20 protein-coding genes are annotated in these 21434 nt (G+C 44.7%); 6 read left to right on the top strand and 14 right to left on the bottom strand.

Annotation, left to right across the window (positions count from 1 at the left end; genetic code table 11):
* Positions 1–117 precede the first annotated feature (117 nt).
* From AC3CKG_RS15295 to aspA, 9 genes are all read right to left on the bottom strand, one after another.
* Complete coding sequence (locus tag AC3CKG_RS15295; protein ID WP_004729722.1) at positions 118–606, bottom strand: arginine repressor; 489 nt, start codon at positions 604–606, stop codon at positions 118–120.
* 326 nt (positions 607–932) lie between these two features.
* Positions 933–1397 carry an aspartate carbamoyltransferase regulatory subunit gene (pyrI, locus tag AC3CKG_RS15290; RefSeq protein ID WP_017104607.1) on the bottom strand — a complete coding sequence of 155 codons (465 nt, stop codon included), beginning with the start codon at positions 1395–1397 and terminating at the stop codon, positions 933–935.
* A 15-nt stretch (positions 1398–1412) separates the two neighbouring features.
* On the bottom strand, positions 1413–2342 hold the full coding sequence (gene pyrB / locus AC3CKG_RS15285) for an aspartate carbamoyltransferase (RefSeq protein ID WP_017062721.1): 930 nt from the start codon (positions 2340–2342) through the stop codon (positions 1413–1415).
* Between the two features lie 497 nt (positions 2343–2839).
* The gene (locus AC3CKG_RS15280) at positions 2840–3850 is read right to left on the bottom strand and encodes an ornithine carbamoyltransferase (protein ID WP_004729719.1); all 1011 of its coding nucleotides are present in this window, start codon (positions 3848–3850) and stop codon (positions 2840–2842) included.
* Positions 3851–4046: 196 nt separating this feature from the next.
* Positions 4047–4958 carry a carbamate kinase gene (gene arcC / locus AC3CKG_RS15275; RefSeq protein WP_017108588.1) on the bottom strand — a complete coding sequence of 304 codons (912 nt, stop codon included), beginning with the start codon at positions 4956–4958 and terminating at the stop codon, positions 4047–4049.
* Between the two features lie 72 nt (positions 4959–5030).
* Positions 5031–6254 (bottom strand): arginine deiminase, encoded by a 1224-nt coding sequence (arcA, locus tag AC3CKG_RS15270; RefSeq protein WP_076648674.1) that lies wholly within the window; start codon positions 6252–6254, stop codon positions 5031–5033.
* An 834-nt stretch (positions 6255–7088) separates the two neighbouring features.
* Positions 7089–8537: a YfcC family protein gene (locus tag AC3CKG_RS15265; RefSeq protein WP_017108586.1), complete on the bottom strand. Its 1449-nt coding sequence runs from the start codon at positions 8535–8537 to the stop codon at positions 7089–7091.
* A gap of 510 nt (positions 8538–9047) precedes the next feature.
* Entirely contained in the window at positions 9048–10355 is a 1308-nt protein-coding gene (locus tag AC3CKG_RS15260) for an anaerobic C4-dicarboxylate transporter (RefSeq protein WP_017083813.1), read from the bottom strand.
* Positions 10356–10535: 180 nt separating this feature from the next.
* A complete protein-coding gene (gene aspA, locus AC3CKG_RS15255) occupies positions 10536–11987 on the bottom strand; it encodes an aspartate ammonia-lyase (protein WP_017083812.1) in 1452 nt (483 codons plus the stop codon).
* A gap of 284 nt (positions 11988–12271) precedes the next feature.
* On the opposite strand from aspA, the gene AC3CKG_RS15250 reads away from it, so the two are divergent.
* Positions 12272–12796: an FxsA family protein gene (locus AC3CKG_RS15250; protein WP_488528539.1), complete on the top strand. Its 525-nt coding sequence runs from the start codon at positions 12272–12274 to the stop codon at positions 12794–12796.
* Positions 12797–12982: 186 nt separating this feature from the next.
* On the opposite strand, the gene trmL is transcribed toward AC3CKG_RS15250, so the two are convergent.
* The 4 genes from trmL to AC3CKG_RS15230 all read right to left on the bottom strand — a co-directional run bounded on the left by trmL (position 12983) and on the right by AC3CKG_RS15230 (position 16302).
* Positions 12983–13462: a tRNA (uridine(34)/cytosine(34)/5-carboxymethylaminomethyluridine(34)-2'-O)-methyltransferase TrmL gene (trmL, locus tag AC3CKG_RS15245; RefSeq protein ID WP_009844716.1), complete on the bottom strand. Its 480-nt coding sequence runs from the start codon at positions 13460–13462 to the stop codon at positions 12983–12985.
* Between the two features lie 77 nt (positions 13463–13539).
* Complete coding sequence (locus tag AC3CKG_RS15240) at positions 13540–14157, bottom strand: superoxide dismutase (RefSeq protein WP_488528538.1); 618 nt, start codon at positions 14155–14157, stop codon at positions 13540–13542.
* 76 nt (positions 14158–14233) lie between these two features.
* Positions 14234–15613 (bottom strand): envelope stress sensor histidine kinase CpxA, encoded by a 1380-nt coding sequence (gene cpxA, locus AC3CKG_RS15235; RefSeq protein WP_076668751.1) that lies wholly within the window; start codon positions 15611–15613, stop codon positions 14234–14236.
* Complete coding sequence (locus AC3CKG_RS15230; RefSeq protein ID WP_017104617.1) at positions 15613–16302, bottom strand: response regulator; 690 nt, start codon at positions 16300–16302, stop codon at positions 15613–15615. The genes cpxA and AC3CKG_RS15230 overlap by 1 nt, the downstream gene beginning before the upstream one ends.
* Positions 16303–16482: 180 nt before the next feature.
* On the opposite strand from AC3CKG_RS15230, the gene AC3CKG_RS15225 reads away from it, so the two are divergent.
* The 3 genes from AC3CKG_RS15225 (at position 16483) to pfkA (ending at position 19343) form a co-directional block, all read left to right on the top strand.
* Positions 16483–16992: a CpxP family protein gene (locus AC3CKG_RS15225; RefSeq protein ID WP_076668755.1), complete on the top strand. Its 510-nt coding sequence runs from the start codon at positions 16483–16485 to the stop codon at positions 16990–16992.
* 164 nt (positions 16993–17156) lie between these two features.
* Positions 17157–18065: a CDF family cation-efflux transporter FieF gene (fieF, locus tag AC3CKG_RS15220; RefSeq protein WP_029223213.1), complete on the top strand. Its 909-nt coding sequence runs from the start codon at positions 17157–17159 to the stop codon at positions 18063–18065.
* Between the two features lie 315 nt (positions 18066–18380).
* On the top strand, positions 18381–19343 hold the full coding sequence (gene pfkA, locus AC3CKG_RS15215; RefSeq protein WP_029223212.1) for a 6-phosphofructokinase: 963 nt from the start codon (positions 18381–18383) through the stop codon (positions 19341–19343).
* A gap of 160 nt (positions 19344–19503) precedes the next feature.
* On the opposite strand, the gene tpiA is transcribed toward pfkA, so the two are convergent.
* Positions 19504–20274, bottom strand: coding sequence for a triose-phosphate isomerase (gene tpiA, locus AC3CKG_RS15210; RefSeq protein WP_012604968.1), 771 nt, complete (start codon positions 20272–20274; stop codon positions 19504–19506).
* A 249-nt stretch (positions 20275–20523) separates the two neighbouring features.
* Between tpiA and AC3CKG_RS15205 the strand changes: the two genes are divergently transcribed.
* Positions 20524–20871: a 5-carboxymethyl-2-hydroxymuconate Delta-isomerase gene (locus AC3CKG_RS15205; RefSeq protein WP_017077592.1), complete on the top strand. Its 348-nt coding sequence runs from the start codon at positions 20524–20526 to the stop codon at positions 20869–20871.
* 86 nt (positions 20872–20957) lie between these two features.
* Entirely contained in the window at positions 20958–21380 is a 423-nt protein-coding gene (locus tag AC3CKG_RS15200) for a DUF805 domain-containing protein (RefSeq protein WP_004729700.1), read from the top strand.
* The last annotated feature ends 54 nt before the right edge of the window (positions 21381–21434 follow it).

Here is a 21434-nt window from a genome sequence, read left to right as displayed (position 1 = left end):
TTGTGATTAGTTTCATCGACCAGCAAATATCCACTAGGGCGGGTGAGCCACTTTCTTAGGCAGTCGAGAGAGGATTAGCTGTGCAACTGCAGTGAACAGCCCTTGCCAATAAGACATTTAGGCAACACCTAAGCGTGCTCTTACTACTTGTTCACAAGCATCAATGTTCATTGTGTCTTTCGGGATAATTAGCACGGTGTCATTGCCGCCAACCGTACCGATAATCTCAGTATGTGGGTCGATATCGACTAATCTTGCGACCAACTGTGCGCAACCAGGGTTTGTTTTTACGATCACCATCGCTTGGTTGTGAGTAATTAATTCGATTTGTGATGAGATTGAGGCATCGACACGCACAGGCGCGCTTTCAACCGTGATGCAGTAAACCTTTTTGCCACAGGCATTCTGAATTTTGACAACGCCAAGCTGTGACAAAATGCGAGAGACGGTCGATTGACTGATACCTGTATAGCCAATGTCGACGAGTTTCTCGCGCAGTTGATTCTGGGTCGAGAAGCTTTGTTGTTGTAGTAAGCGTTTGCACGCGGCAGTCAGTGTTTTATCTTCAGCTGAATACAAGCAACCGTGCTCAGTGATTTGGTTCATGAACAACTCCTTAAGGTCAACGTGTTGATATCGCTTGTCCATAGCGCAGAACGCACTCCCAAAGCCGTAGAGTACGATTGTTAATTAGGGCTTACCGATGAACCCCGAAATAAGAGGGAGGGTATGCGAGATGTATGATCATCTATGCATTGAGTCTACCACTAAAGTATAGTTATCTTTTTGAAGGCGATCACCAAACAAAATTCTGGTTAATTGCTTTTATTGTGGAGTTTTATTCTTTGGTTAAATGGATATTTATTCCGTGTTGGGAATAAATATCCATAAACCATAAAGGGCTTTTGTTGCGGAGGTAATAGCGCTAAGGGTTAGCGAATTTCACTCATGATCTCGCGAGAGAATACTTTTTCACAGTAGTGACATTTTAGCTGTACGTTTTCGTGTTTTAGCTGCACTTTAAAGCTACTTTCGACAGGTTCACCGTGTGAAATACAGTTGCTATTTGGGCAGGCGAACACACTGCTGATTTGTTCTGGCAGCACAAGTGTGAGCTTGTTGACCACTTTGTACTCTTCAATCTGATTCACAGTCGCTTGTGGGGCGTATAGAGCCAATTGATTGGCTTGTTCCTTGGTCAGAAAGATGTTCTCAATCTTGATTAGGTCTTTGTTGCCGAGCGCTGATGATGGCAGGTTTAACCCCATCGTGATGCGTTGCTCTGTTTTATGCAGCTTGAACAGTTTGAGAATTTTAATCCCAAGATGAGCAGGGATGTGGTCAATCACGCTGCCGTTACGGATCGCTTCTACTTGTAGCTGAGTTTGTTTAACCATGACTGTATCTCCTGCTTATAAAGTGTCGTTTAGAACTAGGGCTAATAAAGCTTCACGTGCATACACACCGTTTTCAGCTTGTTCGAAGTAGTAAGCGTGTGGCGTTTTATCGACGTCAGTGGTGATTTCGTCGACGCGTGGCAGTGGGTGAAGTACCTTCATGTTTTGACGAGCGTCTTTCAGCGTATCGGCCGTTAGGATGTAAGCCGACTTCATGTGCGCGTATTCCGATGCATCGAAGCGCTCTTTCTGTACGCGAGTCATGTACAGGACATCCAGTTCAGGCACCACTTCTTCAATGCTGCTGTGGGTGCTGTATTGGATACCCATCTCTTCTAATTCTTCACAGATATAATCTGGCATCTCTAACACTTCTGGCGCGATAAAGAAGAAACGCACGTTATTGAATTTTGATAGTGCTTGCGTCAATGAGTGCACCGTTCGGCCATATTTTAGGTCGCCAACGAACGCCACATTGAGGTTATCAAGCGTGCCTTGCGTTTCGTAAATCGAGAACAGATCCAACAAGGTTTGAGTTGGATGTTGGTTTGCACCGTCGCCGCCATTCACTACCGGAACACCATTCGAAAATTCAGAGGCCAAACGTGCAGCGCCTTCTTGTGGGTGACGCATTACAAAAGCGTCAACGTAAGAAGAGATAACTTGCACCGAATCGGCAAGTGTTTCGCCTTTCTTAGCCAGCGATGTGTTGCCGCCATTATCAAAACCGATGACGGTGCCACCAAGGCGCTGAACCGCGGTTTCAAATGAAAGGCGAGTTCGAGTTGAAGGCTCAAAGAAGCAGCTCGCAACGACTTTGTTTTTCAGCAACTCTGGGTTTGGCTCTGCCTTGAGCCTTGCTGCGGTGTCGACGATAAGCTCCAGTTCATTACGAGTGAGCTCAGGTATGGAGATGATGTGCTTGTTAAATAACGAATGCGCCATAACGGGTCTTCCTTCTATGCATACAGTCAAATTGCGGACAAAAAAAAGCCTCCTAAAAATAGGAGGCTTCGAAACGATCAATAGAGCAAAATAAAAATGACACCACCGCCACTCTTTGGCGTGTAGTTTGACAATAATGTGCGACAGAATTGCGGTTCATTTTTTGCTCTCTTAAGACAAATTGCGGAGGATTATACTCAGATAAAAAGGCCATGCAATACTTTCTATAAAGTATTCATTTAATGGATTTTTATGCGAAATTACGTCCGTTTTTAACTTCCATTTAAGCCTTTGTTGAAGCTGAAAAACTTGTGTTTTTTTTGGTAATAATCTCTTCAACCGAATGAAAAAAAATGCGGGCTTTATCCAAGGGTTAAATCCCAAGTACGCCACCCGCATTTCCCTGCTATTACACTTAACTTGTTAATGTCTTGCGAACAAGTGAGTGCTTAACTATTTAGATTATTAGTTATCTAGATTCTTAGTTGTTCAGCTTATTAACTGCCTAATGTCGCAACCATCACTGCTTTGATGGTGTGCATGCGGTTTTCAGCTTCATCGAACACGATAGAGTATTCAGACTCGACCACTTCATCCGTCACTTCTACGCCATCTTTAAGCTGCGGATATTCAGCAGCAAGCTGTTTGCCTACGGTTGTGTCTTCGCCGTGGAAAGCAGGTAGGCAGTGCATGAATTTCACATGTGGGTTGCCTGTCGCTTTGATCATGTCCATGTTGACTTGGTAAGGCATCATTAGGTTAATACGCTCAGCCCATGCTTCTTTTGCTTCGCCCATGGATACCCAAACGTCGGTGTATAGGAAGTCACAACCTTGCACGCCTTCTTGAACGTCTTCAGTTAGCGTGATTTTGCCGCCAGTGTGCTCTGCAATTTCACGACATTGTGCCAATAGCTCTTCTTGTGGCCAGAATTGTTTCGGAGCAACAAGGCGAATGTCCATGCCCATTTTCGCCGCGCCAACCATCAGAGAGTTGCCCATGTTGTTGCGAGCATCACCTAGGTAAGCAAAGCTGATTTCATGCAGCTGCTTACCACGGCCGTATTCCGTCATCGTTAGGAAGTCAGCCAGGATTTGTGTTGGGTGGAATTCGTCAGTCAGACCATTCCATACAGGAACGCCAGCGTAAGCGCCTAGCTCTTCAACGATCTCTTGACCGAAGCCGCGGTATTCAATGCCATCGTACATACGGCCAAGAACGCGAGCCGTATCTTTCATTGATTCTTTGTGGCCAATTTGAGAGCCAGATGGGCCTAAGTAAGAGACGCGAGCACCTTGGTCGAATGCAGCAACTTCAAATGCACAGCGAGTACGAGTTGAGGTTTTCTCAAAGATAAGTGCGATGTTTTTGCCAGTCAGTGTTGGCTGTTCGTAACCGTTGTACTTCGCTTTTTTTAGCTCCATAGAAAGATCTAACAAGTGTTGAATTTCGCGTGGAGTGAAATCTAGTAGTTTTAGGAAGTTACGATTGCGTAGGTTAAAAGCCATGATGTATTCCTTTTTAGATTTAGGCGCTTTCCTGTTACAGGGAAAGAAAATTCAAGAAAGCACGATTCAATTTTTAGTTAAATTTGTTCGGTTCTGTTTGTTTCGTTTAATTCTGTTTTCGCAAGATTTAAAAGCTCTCAAGATTTAAAAGCTCTCAAGGTTTAAGGTTCTCAAGATGATAAAGCTCGCTAGTACGTTAACCTTTGGTGATATTGGTGCCCGCTTGGCCTTGCAGAATTTGCAAGCCATCTTCGAGTGCACCGATACCTACTACTTTGCCGCCTTGCTGAATGAATTCGCACGATGCTTCAATTTTTGGCCCCATTGAGCCGGCATCAAATGTGAACTTCGCCAATTCGCTTGGTGTGGTGCTGCGCAGTGCGTGTTGAGTTGGTTTGCCCCAATCAAGGTATACAGCGTCAGCATCGGTCAGAATAAGCAGTGCATCTGCATCCAATTGTTTCGCCAAGAAAGCCGCTGACATGTCTTTGTCGATAACCGCTTCAACACCCACTAATTTGCCATTTTCTTTTTTCACTGGGATGCCACCACCACCAGTACAAATAACGAGATGACCTGCATCGATAAGTTGGGTAATCGCGTCGTGTTCAACAATCCCGGTAGGGCGTGGGCTTGGTACTACGCGACGGAAATGTTGGCCATCTGGTTTTACGATCCAGTGGAATTTCTCTGCCAATTCACGCGCTTCTGCTTCTTCGTAGATCGGGCCGATCGGTTTGGTTGGATCCGCGAATGCAGGATCGTTTGGATCGACTGTCATTTGGGTCAACATGCATGAGATGTTGCGGTTAGGAAGATAGTTTTTGAACTCTTGCATCAGCATGTAGCCGATCATGCCTTGAGTCTCACTGCCCAACACATCTAGCGGGTACGGATTTACTTTTTTGTATTCCAAACCTTGCAGAGCAAGTAAACCAACTTGTGGGCCATTACCGTGTACTAGAACCACGTTGTACACTTTCGCGATTTCAGAGATGGTTTTAACAGCTGTTTCAATATTACGGCGTTGAACATCGGCTTCTAACGGCTCACCGCGACGAAGTAGGGCATTACCGCCGAGTGCAACAACAACAGTTTGCTTAGTCATAATTGTGTTCTCTCATTTTGGCCAAGTTGAGATTATTTAAGTCCGTTCAACTTGGCCGTTTCGTCTTAGTGATTAGATACCATCACGCTCGATTGGGCAGCTCATGCAGCGTGCGCCACCGCGACCGCGACCAAGTTCGTCTCCTGGAATCGGAAGAACCGTGATGCCTGCTTTGTCGTATTTTTCGTTGGTGTATGTGTTGCCTTCGTAGCCAATAACGACGCCAGGTTTAACCGTTAGAACGTTGTTTGCATCGTTCCACTGTTCACGTTCTGCATGGAAGTTGTCGCCACCCGTTGTGATTAGATTTAACTTGTCTACGCCAAGTGCTTTTTCGATAGCCGTTACGAAGTAGCCTTCTTCTTTCACTTTTACAGCGCCAGACTCATCGCCAGTTAGGTTCCAGCACTGCACGTCTTTACTTACCACTTCAGGGTAAACAGAGAACGTATCTTCGTTCATGTGCGTCATTACGGTGTCTAAGTGCATGCAAGAACGGTGTTTTGGTAGCTGCATTGCGATAACTTGTGTCGCTTGACCGTGTTTGAATAGGCTAGATGCTAAGTGCTCTACACCTTGTGCTGTTGTACGCTCAGACATACCGATAAGTACCGCGCCACGACCGAGAACAAGAACGTCACCACCTTCAATGGTTGAGTTGTCGTAGTTGATCTTTTCTTCATCGCCGAAGTATTTAATGAAGTCTTGGCCTGCGAATGTTGGGTGCCAACGGTAAATAGCGCGAACGTGGTTTGTTTCACGTTGACGAGCTGGTTTCGCCATTGGGTTGATAGATACACCGCCGTATACCCAGCAAGATGTGTCGCGAGTAAATAGGTGGTTTGGTAGAGGCTCGATAATGAAGTCGGTTGGTGCGTGCATGCCTTGCATCATTGAAGATGATTTCATTGGCATCTCAGCGTAAGACAAACCGCCTGTTAGGATTTTTGCTAGCTCTAGGTTTGGTAAGTCGCCCAAGTAGCAGCGCACATCATTGGCGAATGTTTTACCCAAACGGTAATCAGATACTTGGCAGCTTAGTAGCCAATCTTTCGCTTCTGGCACAGCTAGTGTGTCTGCTAGCAAGTCAGTAAGAAGAAGAACTTCAACACCTTGATCACGTAGCGTTTGAGTAAATGCGTCATGCTCTTTACCTGCACGCTCAACAGCCAGTACGTCATCAAACAGCAAATCGTGACAGTTAGAGGGTGTTAGGTGAGTCAGTGCGCGTCTTGGACGGTGAACTAGAACGCGGCGTAATTGACCTATTTCAGAACCTACATAGAACTTACTCATGATCGTCTCTCTCTTATATATTTGAATTACTTTTATCGCTAAGAGTAATTATTTATTTTCAGTTGAGAAGAATGAATTATTTTATTCATATCTCTTGTCTGGAATTAATATTACGCCTGCTAGTCAGGTATTCTTAGAGATCTATCACAAATCGTTTTTTATCCCGCAGCCCTTTAAAATCAAGGGTTTTAACAAACTTTATGCACTTTCAACTATTGTCAGCCTTTTCTAAATAGTTAACTCCTTGGGAATATTATGCATGCTTTTTTCATTCGCCTAGCTAGAATTCAATTTGTGAGGGATTATATGCAAAATGGTTTTATTGATAATAATGAGCTTAGATTGAAAGTATGCAATGTTAGTATTTATATATTTAATTTTGTACGAAGAATTAATTATTCTTTAACAATTTAAATGCGAATAAAGCTATTGTGGTCACACTTTGTAATTGGGGTTTTTAAGCCAGTTTTCTATAAAAATCACTACTATTCCCTCTTTGGTTATTACTGCTTAAATTACTTTAAATATAATTAACGCCAATAAATGACTAAATATTTGTATAAATATAAGAGCGAAGAATAGTTGGCGCTTTATTAGCCTTAACGTTGATGTTTAAGCGTTGGCTTACTCTTTGTCGCAAGTGGTTTTTGTTTGTTTAAGCTTTGCTACTGAGATAGGTAATAGGGAGGCGTTAAATGAATCGTGTGCAGCTCGTGAGGTTGTTTTGGTGATCGGGTTAGAGTTGGATTCGATAGCGATAAAAAAAGCCGCTAAGAAAGCGGCTTTGAACGAGAAGATGAAGCTTATTGGCTGAAGACTGTTAGTTGGAGCTGTCTAGATAAGCGCACCAATACTCAGCACAACGATGCAGAACACCATCAAGATACCGATTAATGGCATTACCCATTTAACCCAGCGTACGTAAGGGACGCGAGCAATCGCCAAGCCACCCATTACTACCGCAGAGGTCGGTGTGATTAAGTTCACCAAGCCAGAAGCGGATTGGTACGCGGTGATAACGAGGTCACGACCTACGCCAGCAAAATCGGCCAACGGCGCCATGATTGGCATAGTCAGTACCGCTAATCCAGACGTTGATGGTACTAAGAATGACAATAGAATCTCTAAGAAGAACATCACGTTAATAAAGATAACCGAAGATAGCCCGGTAACCATTTGTTCTGCAGAGAACAGAATGGTGTCGGTGATCATACCGCGGTCCATCACCACCACAATACCACGTGCGATACCTATGATAAGTGCTACGCCCAATAGGTCTCGAGCACCGTCAATGAAGCTAGTGGTAAACTCTTCTTCGCTCATGCGAGACACAATACCGACGATGATTGTTGCTGCTAAGAACATCGCGGAGATCTCAGCCATCCACCATCCTGCAACGGATACGCCGTAAATCATCACAGCGAAAGAGCCACCAAAAATGGTCAGAATCAGTTTACGAGTTGCGGTGAATTCAAGTTTTTCACCACTCGCGTTACCAAGGAAATGTGCTTTGTTCTCTTCGTATTTGTCGTAGACAATCGATGTTGTTGGGTCGGCTTGAACCATTCTTGCGTAACGCATAACGTAAGCGACACAAATACCCCAACCAATAATCAGCATACCAACACGCAGCGCGATACCGTCGGTAAATGGAATACCAGAGGCGTTGGCAGCAATAACAGTCGCGAATGGGTTAATGGTTGAACCGAGCACCCCAATGCCTGCGCCAAGCAATACCGTGGCAGCAGCAACCAGAGGGTCAAAGCGAGCGGCCATCATTACTGGTACTAGCAGCGTATAGAATGGCAGTGATTCTTCCGCCATGCCGTAGACGGTACCGCCAGCAGCAAACAGCGCCATCAGTATCGGTATCATCAACTCTTCTCGCCCTTCTAGGCGGGCGGTGACACGTTCGATACCGGCATCAATGGCACCCGTTTTGGTTACTAGCCCTAAGAAGCCACCAATGATTAGAATGAACAGTGAAACGTCGATAGCCGCTGCTTCATAGCTATTGTGGTCGTAGAAGCCATCAATAGGCGCTAGCAGTACATCAATCACACCTTGAGGGTTACCTTCTACGGCTTGATAGGTTCCGGTTACGGGTACTTCTCGACCGAGTTCTTCATTCATGGCTCGGTCGTATTGGCCTGCTGGAACAATCCAGGTAAGGAGCGCTACGAACGCAATAAGAATAAATAAAATGGTGTAGGCAGAAGGGAATTTAAAATTGGCAAAGAAGCCGCCCTTTTTTGTCTCGCTTGGTATTGTCTGAGTCGTCATAGCTATCTCCTTACACCATCTTAAATAAAAGTGATGTGAATTAGCGACTAATGATTTATAGATTGTAAATATACTGATGCTTATAAAGTTCCCAACGATATAAAGTTGCTGACTTTAAATTAAGTTCGTTTTTATATTTACTGATCCAAATGAAGTTAGATTTAATTTATCTGCGGTTATTTTATTCCTTACCTAGCTATTTAAGTTTGGTGCTGTTCACAAAAATAGTGGCCAATAAGATGGCTTGAAAATGGCATGAAAATAGCAAGGTTTTTTGGTTAGTTAGCTTGGATTAATATTCGATGTGGATTAGATGAAAGCGAGGGGAGATTGATTTGGTAAGTGTTGTTATTAGTTGGGTTGAATACTCTTGGAATTTTATTCAAATTTTATTTTTAGGCGGGTTTTAAAGTTTATAATAGTTATTTGATGTGTATCAAATAACACATTGAGTAGAAAACAAAAAAGGAAGCCGAAGCTTCCTTTTAAAGTTTTAATCATCAGCGAATGTTAGATGAACAGACCGCCGAATGCGAAGCCGAGTGCTACCGCAGTACTGATTGTTGCCACACCAGGAATGAAGAATGGGTGGTTAAATACGTACTTACCAATACGCGTTGAGCCTGTGTCATCCATCTCAACCGCTGCCAGTAGCGTAGGGTAAGTTGGAAGTACGAACAGTGCACTTACTGCAGCAAAAGAAGCCACGGCTGTTAGTGGTGCTACGCCAATCGCAAGAGCTGCAGGCATCAGTGCAACCGTTGTTGCGCCTTGAGAGTAAAGCAGCATAGAAGCGAAGAACAGAACAAGAGCCAGCATCCATGGGTAGTCAGCCAGTAGAGCGCCGGCTACGTCTTTGATTTCAGCAACGTGTGCGTTTACAAACGTTGAACCTAACCAAGCCACACCCAGTACACAAACACACGCTGTCATACCAGAGCGGAATGTTGGCGCTGAAGAAATCTTCGCTGCATCAATCTTAGTGAACATAACAATAGCAGCAGCAGCTGCCAGCATCACAGACATGATTGCTTCGTTACGGCCTAGAGCTGGGTTTTCAATTAGGCCAACAGAGCTAGAGATAGCCGCTGCGTAACAAACCACGAAACCAATCGCCGCTAGGAAGATGTAAGTTGCTCTCTTCGCTGTTGGTAGAATTTCGCGCTTCTCTTCTGTTGCCAGTTTGATTAGACCTTTCTCTAGACGCTCTTGGTAAACAGGATCGTCTTTCAGTTCGCAGCCCATGTAGTTCGCGACAACCGCACCAACCATACAAGCGATGAAGGTTGTTGGGATACAAACCATCAATAGCGTTAGGTAATCAACACCAAACGGTGCCAGCATTGCTGCGAATGCCACAACCGCTGCCGAAATTGGCGAAGCTGTGATAGCAATTTGAGAGGCTACTACTGCGATAGACAGTGGACGAGAAGGACGAACGCCTTGGCCTTTCGCTACTTCTGCGATTACAGGAAGCGTTGAGAATGCTGTGTGGCCAGTACCCGCCATCAATGTCATTACAAAGGTCACGATTGGCGCGTAAAAGGTGATGCGCTCAGGGTGCTTACGCAAAAAGTTTTCTGCAATTTGCACCAACCAGTCCATACCGCCAGCAACCTGCATTGCTGCAATTGCGGTGATAACCGACATGATGATCAAGATTACATCGATCGGGATGAAAGACTGGCTTGTTGGAACACCAAGAATAAGTGAAAGGGCAATAACACCAGCACCACCGGCAAAACCAATACCGATACCGCCAATTCTGGCCCCCAAAAAGATAAAGAGCAGGACGACAAATAGTTCTACTGCAATCATAAGTAACACCTCATTTAGATTTTATTATGTGAACATTCGCCACTGGAATGTTCACATAATAGTTCTATGGTTTAGGTTCAATTAAGCAAAAACGCAACCTACGGAAATCCACAAAATAATCATGGGTAACCGTATTGGAGCCTAAAAAAGGGCTCCGTTTGGAGCCCTTTCTCGCTAACTTTACTCGTAGCGCTTAGCTTTATACTGAGGATGCATCAGATTTTCAACAGAGAAAATGTCATCAAGTTCTTCTTCGCTTAATAAACCGCGCTCTAGAACTACATCACGAACACTCTTACCTGTCTCCGCACAAATCTTACCAACGATGTCACCTTCGTGGTGGCCAATGTATGGGTTTAGGTAAGTTACGATACCGATAGAGTTAAATACGTGAGATTCACACACTTCTTTGTTCACAGTAATGCCGTCTACACACTTGTCGCGTAGGTTCACACATGCGTTTGTTAGGATGTCTAAAGACTCAAACATGCTTTGTGCGATAACAGGTTCCATTACGTTCAGTTGAAGCTGACCGCCTTCTGCTGCGAAAGAAACCGTGTTGTCGTTACCTAGAACTTTAAAGCAAACTTGGTTTACTACTTCAGGTACAACTGGGTTTACTTTAGCAGGCATGATTGAAGAACCCGCTTGCAGTTCAGGTAGGTTTAGCTCGTTGAAGCCAGTACGTGGGCCTGAAGAAAGAAGACGTAAGTCGTTACAAATCTTAGACAGTTTAACCGCTAGACGCTTAAGTGCACCGTGCGTCATTACGTATGCGCCACAGTCAGACGTTGCTTCGATAAGATCTTCAGCCGCGACACACTCTAAGCCCGTTACTTCTGCTAGGTGTTTCACTGCTAGGCCTTGGTAACCCGGAGCTGCGTTCAGACCAGTACCGATAGCCGTTGCGCCTAGGTTAACTTCAAGAAGAAGCTTTGAAGTGTATTCTAGGTTTTTGATTTCTTCATTGATGGTTACAGCCCAAGCGTGGAACTCTTGGCCAACCGTCATTGGAACAGCATCTTGAAGTTGAGTACGACCCATCTTCAGGATTGTGTTGAATTCTTGGCTCTTAAGCTCGAATGCACCTTTTAGGTATTCGATAGCGTCAATCAGTTTACGAACGCTGTTGTACACAGAGATACGGAAACCAGTTGGGTAAGCACAGTTTGTTGATTGGCTGCGGTTTACATGGTCATTCGGGTTGATGAACTCATATTGGCCTTTTTCTTTGCCCATAAGTTCAAGTGCCACGTTTGCCACAACTTCGTTAGCATTCATATTTACAGAAGTACCAGCACCACCTTGGAATACATCCGATGGGAACTGATCCATGCACTTACCAGTGTCTAGAATTAGGTCACAAGCTTCGATGATGTACTTAGCCACTTCGCTTGGGATTACACCTAACTCTTTGTTTGCTAAAGCCGCTGCTTTCTTTGTCATCACCATACCGCGAACGAATTCAGGTACATCTGAGATCGTTACATTTGAGATGTTGAAGTTTTCAACTGCGCGTAGAGTGTGGATGCCGTAGTAAGCATCAGCCGGAACATGACGTTGACCTAGTAGATCTTCTTCGAGACGAGTAGCTTGAGGAGCTTCAACTTGAGCTTCTGATAGATTAGCCATAACAGGATCCTTAGAGAATTATTCTGATTATATAGTTAGTTATTAGCCTATTCTGTGTGCAAATACTCCGTTCGCTAGAATATTGGGCTGATAAATCCGTCCTGACTTATGTGGCACATGATACTGTACCTAGCGCATAAAAATATTAAGTTGATCACCTTTTTCGGTTTTGTTTCGTCAATATTTTGCAAAGTTATTCTCGGTCAATAAACACGCTTATTTACAGGATAAATTTGAGATTAATAGGGCTTTCAGCGTAAACTGGGAGTAACAAAGGAGGGCGTGTGTTTCCTATCTTATTATTACTGTTTATCTTCGTACCTATCATTGAGATTGGTCTATTTATTCAAGTTGGTGGCTTCTTAGGATTGTGGCCAACTATTGCGTTAGTTTTGATTACTGCATTTGTAGGTGCATCGCTTGTTCGTAGCCAAGGCATTCAAACACTTATGTCTGTGCAAGGTCGACTACAACAAGGCGAAATGCCAGCACAACAGATTCTTGAAGGCGTGATGCTTGCGGTTGCAGGTGTTTTGCTGCTGACTCCGGGCTTTATGACGGACGCACTCGGTATGTTGGTATTGCTACCAGCACCAAGAGCGATGATTGCCAAGAAAATTATGGAAAAAATGGTGGTTAGCAATATGTCTGGCGGTTTCCATGCCGGTGGACAGGCTGGTTTTGGTCAGAGTCCATTTGGACAAGACCCATTCAATCGCGATCCCTCTGACCAATCAAAAGACGGCAACACCTTTGAAGGTGAGTTTGAGAAGAAAGACGATGACAACGATCGTAATCGCTTGAACTAATCCGTTTTCCCTCTTCTTTATATAGAGGGAAAAACAGAAAAGGCTCTTACCTTTATCCTTCGCAAGCAAGTGATAATGGTAAGAGCCTTTTTTATTGCATGTTACCTGCTATTTACGATAGCTAGCAGGAACAGGTAACAGGCCGAGTGAACAGTTATTTACTGAGATTGATTTACTGAGATTAGGTTATACCGCGCCTTCAAAGCCCATTTGTCGCCATGCTTCGAATGCAATAATAGCAACCGCGTTAGATAGGTTTAGGCTACGCGCGTCTGGCATCATTGGAATACGAATGCGTTGTTCCATTGGCATGCTTTCGATGAACTCAGCAGGCAGGCCACGAGTCTCAGGGCCAAACATCAACACATCACCTTGTTGGAATTTTGCATCAACGTGGTGACCTGTCGTTTTAGTCGTGCAAGCGAAGATGCGGAAATCACCTTCGCGCTCATTCTCTAGATACTCAAGGAAGGCTTCTAGGTTCTTGTGACGCTTAACACGCGCTAGATCGTGGTAATCCAAGCCAGCACGACGAACTTTCTTCTCTTCAAAATCAAAGCCAAGCGGTTCAATCAGGTGCAGGTTTGCGCCGCAGTTAGCACATAGGCGGATGATGTTACCCGTATTGGGCGCAATTTCTGGTTCGTATAGAGCGATATCAAACATGTTGGTTCACAAGAATATTCAAAGATAGCCAGAGTATACGGTGGCAAGCTGAGTGAGTACAGTTCACCACCATCAGCTTATGCTTGATTCGCCAGTGCTTGCGCGTAGTTTGCTGACACCGCATTCCAGTTCACCACGTTCCACCATGCATTGATGTACTCAGGGCGGCGGTTTTGGTAGCTGATGTAGTAGGCGTGTTCCCAGACATCGAGTGCAAGAATCGGCTCACCGTTGCTGGCGATGGTATCCATCCACGGGTTGTCTTGGTTTGAGGTCGAGATAATCTTCAGTTGTCCTTCTTCTACTACCAACCAAGCGAAGCCTGAACCAAAGGTATTGATTGCCGCTTGTGCGAACAACTCTTGGAACGCTTGGAAATCCCCGAATGTACTTTTGATAGCCTCACCAAGCTCGCCCGTCGGTTCACCACCGCCATCTTGAGACATGCAGTTCCAATACAAGATGTGGTTGTAGTAACCGCCGCCATTATTACGTACAGCAGGACTATGCTGGGAGATGTTAGCGAAGATCTCGGTCAGAGACTGTTGCTCTAGCTCGCTGCCAGAGATAGCCGCAACAAACTTGTCGTAGTAGGTTCTATGGTGCTTGCTGTAATGCACTTCCATCGTCTGAGCATCAATGTAAGGTTCTAGGGCATCGTAAGCGTAGGGTAGAGCAGGGAAAATGTGTGACATGGTAAATCCTCCTTAATTAGAGGATTTACCATAATGATAATAACAATCATTATCAACTGCGATCTTTGTGGGGGTATTATACCGGTAGGATAGGTAAGGTAATTTCCAGTTGTAGTCCGCCCAACGTGCTGCGACTGGCTGTGATGGTTCCGCTGTGTTGGCGAATCGCACTTTCAGTAATGGTTAACCCAAGCCCAGTACCGCCTGAGTTACGATCTCGCGCCGTTGAAACACGATAGAACGGTCTGAAAATCGAATCGAGTTCGTCATCAGGCACACCATCGCCATTGTCATTCACGCGAATGGTCAGCTGATCTTGGGCTACATGGAATTGCACATCGACTTGGTCTTTACCGTAGTAGATAGCATTGCGCGTAATATTGTCTAAGGCACTCATCAGCAGCTTAGGATTACCCGAAATAGAACGATCTGGGATCTCTGAAAACGTTAGTAATTTACCCATCTGCTCGGCTTCAAACTCTGCATCTTTTAATATCTCTTCCCATAGACTTGAGAGTGGTTGAACTTCACGAGTTATGTGGCTGTCGACCTGCATGCGAGAGAGCGTCAGCAGTTCACTGATCATCTGCTCTAATCGCTGAGCTTCCATATCGATACGTTCTAGCTCTTGGCTCTCACCTTGTTTACGAATCGCTAATGCATTGGCCATACGCAGACGAGTCAGTGGTGAGCGCAGTTCGTGTGAAATATCAGAGAGCAGGCGTTGTTGCCCTGAGATCATCTGGTTTACCGCTTCGACCATTTGGTTAAAGCTTTCACCCGCTTGCCTGAATTCTGATGTGCCTTTTTCGAGTGTTGGATCGACCTCGAATTGGCCTTTCGCCACACGTTGCGCTGCGCGTTCAAGCCTACGAGCAGGTTGGCTCAATGCCCAAGCTAACCAAAGTAATAGTGGGGTACTTGCCAGCATGACGGCAAGTAATAGCTGTAGAGGCTTATCAAACAGTCGTAGCAAAAATGGCGGTGGTTGATTCCACTTCACTCCGGCGTACATCAACAGTTCTTCACCAGCGAGTGTAATCGGCACAGGCCCTGCGACCATGTAATGTCCGTAAAGCTTTTGCTTCGGCATCTCAGGGTTATCAATCGAGGTAACAAAGTTACGAATCGCCTTAAGCTTGTAGTCCGAATGCCTTTTCGAAGTAAGGACTGCACCCTCAAGATCGGTTAAATAGATACGAGCACGAGAATCCTTGCGGCTACGTGGAGCCTCAAGTTGGAACACAATTTTGCCTAGATTCGGTTCTTTGGCGTAGCGTTTTTCTGTGATTTTAGCGATACGCTCTAATTTATTGAGATGATCGGCGGGCACATCTCGCGCCACTCGAGGATCGAGGTGCGGTAGAGATAACACGGATAAAAGCACCAGTAACATGGTGAACCAAAAGATGGCAAAGATACGTCCATATAAGCTAGTGATTTTAGGTATACGCATTAACCTTCCTCTACCAATAAATAGCCACGGCCACGTAAGGTTTTGATGCGAGATTTACCGTCATTACGTTCTGGAATCTTCTTACGTAGATTAGATATGTGCATATCAATGGCACGGTCAAATGCCGCCAGCCTTTTGCCTAATACATCTAAGCTCAATGCTTCTTTGGTGATCACTTGCCCCGGATTTTGGATTAGATGGCTTAGCAAGGCGAACTCAGTGGTGGTGAGGTCGATTTGCTGACCATTACAGTAAGCTTCTTGCTTGCCGGGGAACACTTCGATGTCTTGGTATTGAATGGTATCACTGGCTGCTTTAGGTGCCGAAGCGGTTTGTGTGCGACGCAAGATGGCACGAATACGAGCGAGAAGTTCACGGTCACTGAACGGTTTTGGTAAGTAATCATCCGCGCCAAGCTCAAGGCCAATCACACGATCGATCTCTTCACCTTTAGCGGTCAGCATTAATACCGGTGTTTCCCAATTTTCTCTCAGCTTCTTAAGGGTTTCCATGCCATTAAGACGCGGCATCATCACATCCAATAGGATCAAATCTATCTCATCATTGATCGCCTCAAGCCCCGCATAGCCGTCATTGGCTTCAGAAACAGTGAACCCCTCAAAGCTCAGAATGTCTTTAAGTAAACTGGTTAACTCGGTGTCGTCATCAATAAGAAGAATGTTCGCCATTGGGAAGCCTTAATTGGTTATTTACACGTTAATAATACTGTTAATTATTCGTCAACTTTCACTCTTTACGATTCTTTACGCTTTCTAAACGTCGCTTTACGAGGGAAAGACTAATCTATATCTAAGCGCTGAGAAACAGACGCAACACATGACTTATTATACCGAATTGAGGCAACAATTATGAAAATGACTAAGAAACTTGTACTAGCAGCTGCGGCACTTCCACTAATGTTAGGTACAGCAAGCGCATTCGCATATGGCGGCGGCGATAAAGGCGACCACAAAGGTATGCACGGTAAATGTGGCGGCTTCGATAAGAAAGTGATGCGTCAACTAGACCTGACTGATGCACAAAAAACAGAATTGAAAGAGATGCGCGAAGCGAATCGTGCAGAGATGAAAGAAAAACACGCTGGTAATAAAGCCGATAAAATGGCGAAAATGAAAGCGCACCAAGAGAAAGTTCAAGATTTAGTTCTAGCGGATACTTTTGATGAAGCGGCGGCAAACGACCTAGCAAGCCAAATGGTTGAGAAGCAAACTGAGCGTCGCGTAGCAATGCTTAAGAAACAACACCAAATGATGAGCGTACTAACGGCTGAGCAAAAGACTCAACTGAAAGAAATCCAGCAAGAGCGCATGACTAAGTGTGCTGATAAAATGGAAAAACGCATGAACAAAGACAAGTAATTCATGGCTTGAGAAAGCCGGGCTGAATGAAAGTGTTGAGAAAGAAGCGGCCGCGTGCCGCTTTTTTTGATCCCTAGAAATGAATGTTTTACATCCGAGCTGTCATATTCAATTGATTGTTTGCAGGTTATACTTTGTGCTATCAGTCACTTTATAGCCAAATTATGAAACAAGAATACGCACGTTTAGTTACGCTCGCCGCTTGGGCAGCCACAACCATCGCCACTATCTTATTGATAGTGAAAGTCGCAGCGTGGTGGGTGACAGGTTCTGTGAGTCTGTTGGCTTCCGTAGTGGATTCAATGTTGGATATCGCGGCCTCGGTCGTCAATCTTATCGTGGTTCGCTACTCTCTCCAGCCCGCCGACAAAGAACACACCTTTGGTCATGGTAAGGCCGAATCCCTTGCTGCATTAGCGCAGGCGATGTTTATTTCAGGCTCGGCTTGTTTCCTCATTCTTAACGGTATTGAGCGCTTCTTTAGACCCCACGAACTGAACTCCCCAGAAATTGGTATCTATGTCAGCTTATTCGCGATGGTGATGACCTTCGGTCTAGTTCGATTCCAAAAGCATGTCGTAAACAAAACCGGTAGCCAAGCTATTGCGGCTGATTCACTGCACTACCAAACCGATCTCTATATGAACGCCGCTATTATGTTGGCACTGGCGTTGAGCTGGTTTGGCATTGGTCAGGCGGATTCGGTGTTCGCGATTGGTATTGGTATCTACATCCTGTACAGCGCTTACCAAATGGCGATGGAAGCCGTGCAATCTCTGCTTGATCATAAGCTGCCAGATGAAGAGCTGAAACAGATTAAAGAGACATCATTGAGCATTGAAGGCGTGTTGGGTGTGCATCAATTACGAACTCGTCGTTCGGGGCCGATTCGCTTTATCCAACTGCATTTAGAATTGGAAGATAATATCCCACTTATTGAAGCGCATCGCATTTCTGATGAAGTGGAGGCCAAGCTTATCTCTGTGTTCCCTGATGCTGATGTATTAATTCATCAAGACCCGTATTCGGTGGTGTTTGGCCCGGAGAAGCAGCAGAAATTCCATTCTTGGTAATAGGTGGGAAAAGCAGCCCGCAAATGGTAAGTGGGTGGCTTTTGAACTAAAGTGAGTAAAAATTGCGAATTCTTTGGTGATACAAAAACCACCGCATAACAATTAATGTTGATTCTGATGTGAATCAACAAAGTTACTGAGTAAAACTGTAATACTCTTACAGAAGTAGAAATGTTACATAAATTTACGCGATTTAAGTGCTATTCCCATTGAGGAAATGTAACATAAAGCACATATATAGATTTAAAATCTTGTTGATATACAATCGGCAAGCAAAAGAATTGAATAATAGATTCCCAAAAATCGAGGGTGAGCATGATTAAGAAGATCGGTGTTTTGACCAGTGGTGGTGACGCTCCAGGCATGAACGCAGCAGTACGCGGCGTAGTTCGTACCGCACTATCAGTTGGCATTGAAGTTTACGGCATTTACGATGGCTACCAAGGCCTTGTTGAAGACCGTATTGAAAAGCTTGACCGTTCAAGCGTATCTGACGTCATCAACCGCGGCGGTACTTTTTTAGGTTCTGCACGTTTCCCTGAATTCAAAGATGTTAAAGTTCGCGAGAAAGGCATCGAGAACCTTAAGAAGCACGGTATCGAAGCACTTGTTGTTATCGGTGGCGACGGTTCTTACATGGGTGCTAAGAAACTGACAGAAATGGGTTACCCATGTATCGGTCTTCCAGGCACTATCGATAACGATATCGCAGGTACTGACTACACAATCGGTTACCTAACTGCACTTAACACAGTTATTGATTCAATCGACCGTCTACGTGACACGTCTTCTTCTCACCAACGTATTTCTATTGTTGAAATCATGGGCCGTCACTGTGGTGACCTTACGCTTATGTCAGCAATCGCGGGTGGTTGTGAGTACATCATTACTCCTGAAACTGGCCTAGATAAAGAACAGCTTATCAGCAACATCCAAGATGGTATTGCGAAAGGTAAGAAGCACGCAATCATCGCTCTAACTGAGCTAATGATGGACGCGAACGAACTGGCTAAAGAGATCGAATCTTCAACAGGTCGTGAAACTCGTGCAACGGTTCTTGGTCACATCCAACGTGGTGGTCGTCCTACTGCATTTGACCGTGTACTGGCTTCACGCATGGGTAACTACGCTGTTCACCTTCTTCAAGAAGGCCACGGTGGTCGTTGTGTTGGTATCGAGAAAGAAGAACTTGTTCACCATGACATCATCGACTGTATCGAGAACATGCAGAACCCAGACCGTTCTGAGCTGTTCCGCGTTGCAGAAGAGTTGTTCTAAGCCACGCTTAGCGTCCGCTTAAATACATTAAAAACCGCTGATTGTTCAGCGGTTTTTTTGTGCCTACCGTTTAGGTTTTAAGTTTGAATTCCAAATGACAGGCAATAAAAAAGGCCAACCTAAGTTGACCTTTCATTCAATCTAAACGGTGACGTTTAAATTAAGCTTTTGCTTCAGCAGCTGCTTTAGCGATAGCTGCGAAGCTTTTCGCGTCAAGAGCTGCGCCGCCAACTAGAGCACCGTCGATGTCTGGTTGTGCGAAGTAAGCTGCTGCGTTTTCTGGCTTAACAGAACCGCCGTATTGGATAACAACTTTCTTAGCAACGTCTTCTGATTTCTCAGCGATGTGTGCACGGATTTGAGCGTGGATGCGTTGTGCATCTTCAGCTGTAGCTGCTTTACCAGTACCGATAGCCCAGATTGGTTCGTAAGCGATGATAGCGCCTTCAAGAGCTTCAACACCTTGAGTGTTGATAACAGCGTCAAGTTGACGTGCACATACCGCAACAGTTTCGCCTGCTTCGTTTTGTGCTTCAGATTCACCGATACAAAGAACTGGAGTTAGGCCGTTCTCTTTTAGGAATGCGAATTTCTTAGCAACGAATTCGTCAGACTCAGCGTGGTATTCACGACGCTCAGAGTGACCGATGATGATGTGAGATGCGCCGAACTCTTTAAGCATTGCTGGAGACATGTCGCCAGTGAATGCACCGCTGTTGTTTAGGTCAGAGTTTTGAGCACCTAGGATGATCGCGCTGCCCGCTTCAGTAAGCGTACGCTCAGCAAGATCAACGAAAAGTGCTGGTGGAGCAACTGCTACGTCTACGCCTGTTACGCCTTCAAGTTCAGCGTTAAGACCGTTTAGTAGATCAACAACCATTTCTTTGCTGCCGTTTAGTTTCCAGTTACCCATAACTACAGGATGACGCATAGGAATATCTCCAAAGTATTTAAATAAATCGAATGTAAAAAAGTAAACTTTATTACGAAATAATATAACAGAATAATATCAACAGATCATGACTGTGGTCATGACTTTCTTGGATCTTACTCAATGGTCAGAGTAGATTTTGAGCATATATCAGTGATCCGGCAGACAGAATAATAGCTAACTTCTCGGATTTTTCATCGTTAGTTGCTATTAAGGGACAAACGATTGCGTTAACAATAGGAAGTAATAATGCCGAATCTAGTTCTAGAGTACTCAAATTCAGTGGATGAGCGAGTGAATATTCAAGGTTTACTGGAAGACCTTCATCAAGTTACATTAAACTGTGGTTTGTTTGATGTACCTTCTGTGAAGTCTCGTTCACTGCGCTGTCATAACTGGTTGGTCGGTGATGAAGAGGATAATGTGGATTTTGTTCATATTAGCTTCGAGTTACTTTCAGGACGTACCGAAGAACAGAAAAGAGAATTGTCTCGTTTGTTGATGCAAACCTTACAAGAACAGGCAAGCCATATCCGTAGCCTAACAGTCAACATACGAGATATGGATAAAAGTTGCTTTCAGAAAGTGATGAATTAGCTTAAAAGAATCAACTAACTAAAAGTGATTAACTGACTATTTGCTGCTAACTTTTTGGTAGCGTATTAATTTTTTGAGTATTTAAGATGTCGATGAAAGATTTACTGCTCTCTTTCAAGGGGAGAATTGGTCGTAAGACTTACTGGATTTGGAATATTTTCTACTATATCGCGATTACTGGTTTTGCCACCGGTATCTCGGTTTTGTTCCCAGCATACTCCTATCTCCTGTTACCAATCTTCCTTCTATTACTTGTTATTCCAGATCTTGCCGTTACCGCTAAGCGCTGGCATGACCGCAACAAGTCGAACTACTGGTTATTGCTGAATGTACCGCTCGTACTAGGGCGACTTGCATCACCTATGGCTGCGACTACGACAGAGCCAGTATCGCCTATTCACATGGTGGCAACGGTTGCTGCACTAGTATGTGGTTTGTGGATCTTGGTAGAGTGCGGTTTGATGAAAGGCACTGAAGGCCGCAATGATTACGGTGAAGATCCAGTTTAAAGATTGGATGATTCATCAGTAAAAAGGGAGCATTGCGCTCCCTTTTTTGTTCTA

The sequence above is a fragment of the Vibrio sp. QJM3NY_15 genome, assembly GCF_057785995.1.
Note: the sequence above shows the minus strand (reverse complement) of the source record. Positions and strands in the feature narration are given on the sequence as shown.

Bases quoted from the DNA above. Each gene is read 5' to 3' on its own strand.
- AC3CKG_RS15295 (WP_004729722.1), bottom strand. From the start codon at position 606: ATGAACCAAATCACTGAGCACGGTTGCTTGTATTCAGCTGAAGATAAA.
- pyrI (WP_017104607.1), bottom strand. From the start codon at position 1,397: ATGGTTAAACAAACTCAGCTACAAGTAGAAGCGATCCGTAACGGCAGC.
- pyrB (WP_017062721.1), bottom strand. From the start codon at position 2,342: ATGGCGCATTCGTTATTTAACAAGCACATCATCTCCATACCTGAGCTC.
- AC3CKG_RS15280 (WP_004729719.1), bottom strand. From the start codon at position 3,850: ATGGCTTTTAACCTACGCAATCGTAACTTCCTAAAACTACTAGATTTC.
- arcC (WP_017108588.1), bottom strand. From the start codon at position 4,958: ATGACTAAGCAAACTGTTGTTGTTGCACTCGGCGGTAATGCCCTACTT.
- arcA (WP_076648674.1), bottom strand. From the start codon at position 6,254: ATGAGTAAGTTCTATGTAGGTTCTGAAATAGGTCAATTACGCCGCGTT.
- AC3CKG_RS15265 (WP_017108586.1), bottom strand. From the start codon at position 8,537: ATGACGACTCAGACAATACCAAGCGAGACAAAAAAGGGCGGCTTCTTT.
- AC3CKG_RS15260 (WP_017083813.1), bottom strand. From the start codon at position 10,355: ATGATTGCAGTAGAACTATTTGTCGTCCTGCTCTTTATCTTTTTGGGG.
- aspA (WP_017083812.1), bottom strand. From the start codon at position 11,987: ATGGCTAATCTATCAGAAGCTCAAGTTGAAGCTCCTCAAGCTACTCGT.
- trmL (WP_009844716.1), bottom strand. From the start codon at position 13,462: ATGTTTGATATCGCTCTATACGAACCAGAAATTGCGCCCAATACGGGT.
- AC3CKG_RS15240 (WP_488528538.1), bottom strand. From the start codon at position 14,157: ATGTCACACATTTTCCCTGCTCTACCCTACGCTTACGATGCCCTAGAA.
- cpxA (WP_076668751.1), bottom strand. From the start codon at position 15,613: ATGCGTATACCTAAAATCACTAGCTTATATGGACGTATCTTTGCCATC.
- AC3CKG_RS15230 (WP_017104617.1), bottom strand. From the start codon at position 16,302: ATGGCGAACATTCTTCTTATTGATGACGACACCGAGTTAACCAGTTTA.
- AC3CKG_RS15225 (WP_076668755.1), top strand. From the start codon at position 16,483: ATGAAAATGACTAAGAAACTTGTACTAGCAGCTGCGGCACTTCCACTA.
- fieF (WP_029223213.1), top strand. From the start codon at position 17,157: ATGAAACAAGAATACGCACGTTTAGTTACGCTCGCCGCTTGGGCAGCC.
- pfkA (WP_029223212.1), top strand. From the start codon at position 18,381: ATGATTAAGAAGATCGGTGTTTTGACCAGTGGTGGTGACGCTCCAGGC.
- tpiA (WP_012604968.1), bottom strand. From the start codon at position 20,274: ATGCGTCATCCTGTAGTTATGGGTAACTGGAAACTAAACGGCAGCAAA.
- AC3CKG_RS15205 (WP_017077592.1), top strand. From the start codon at position 20,524: ATGCCGAATCTAGTTCTAGAGTACTCAAATTCAGTGGATGAGCGAGTG.
- AC3CKG_RS15200 (WP_004729700.1), top strand. From the start codon at position 20,958: ATGTCGATGAAAGATTTACTGCTCTCTTTCAAGGGGAGAATTGGTCGT.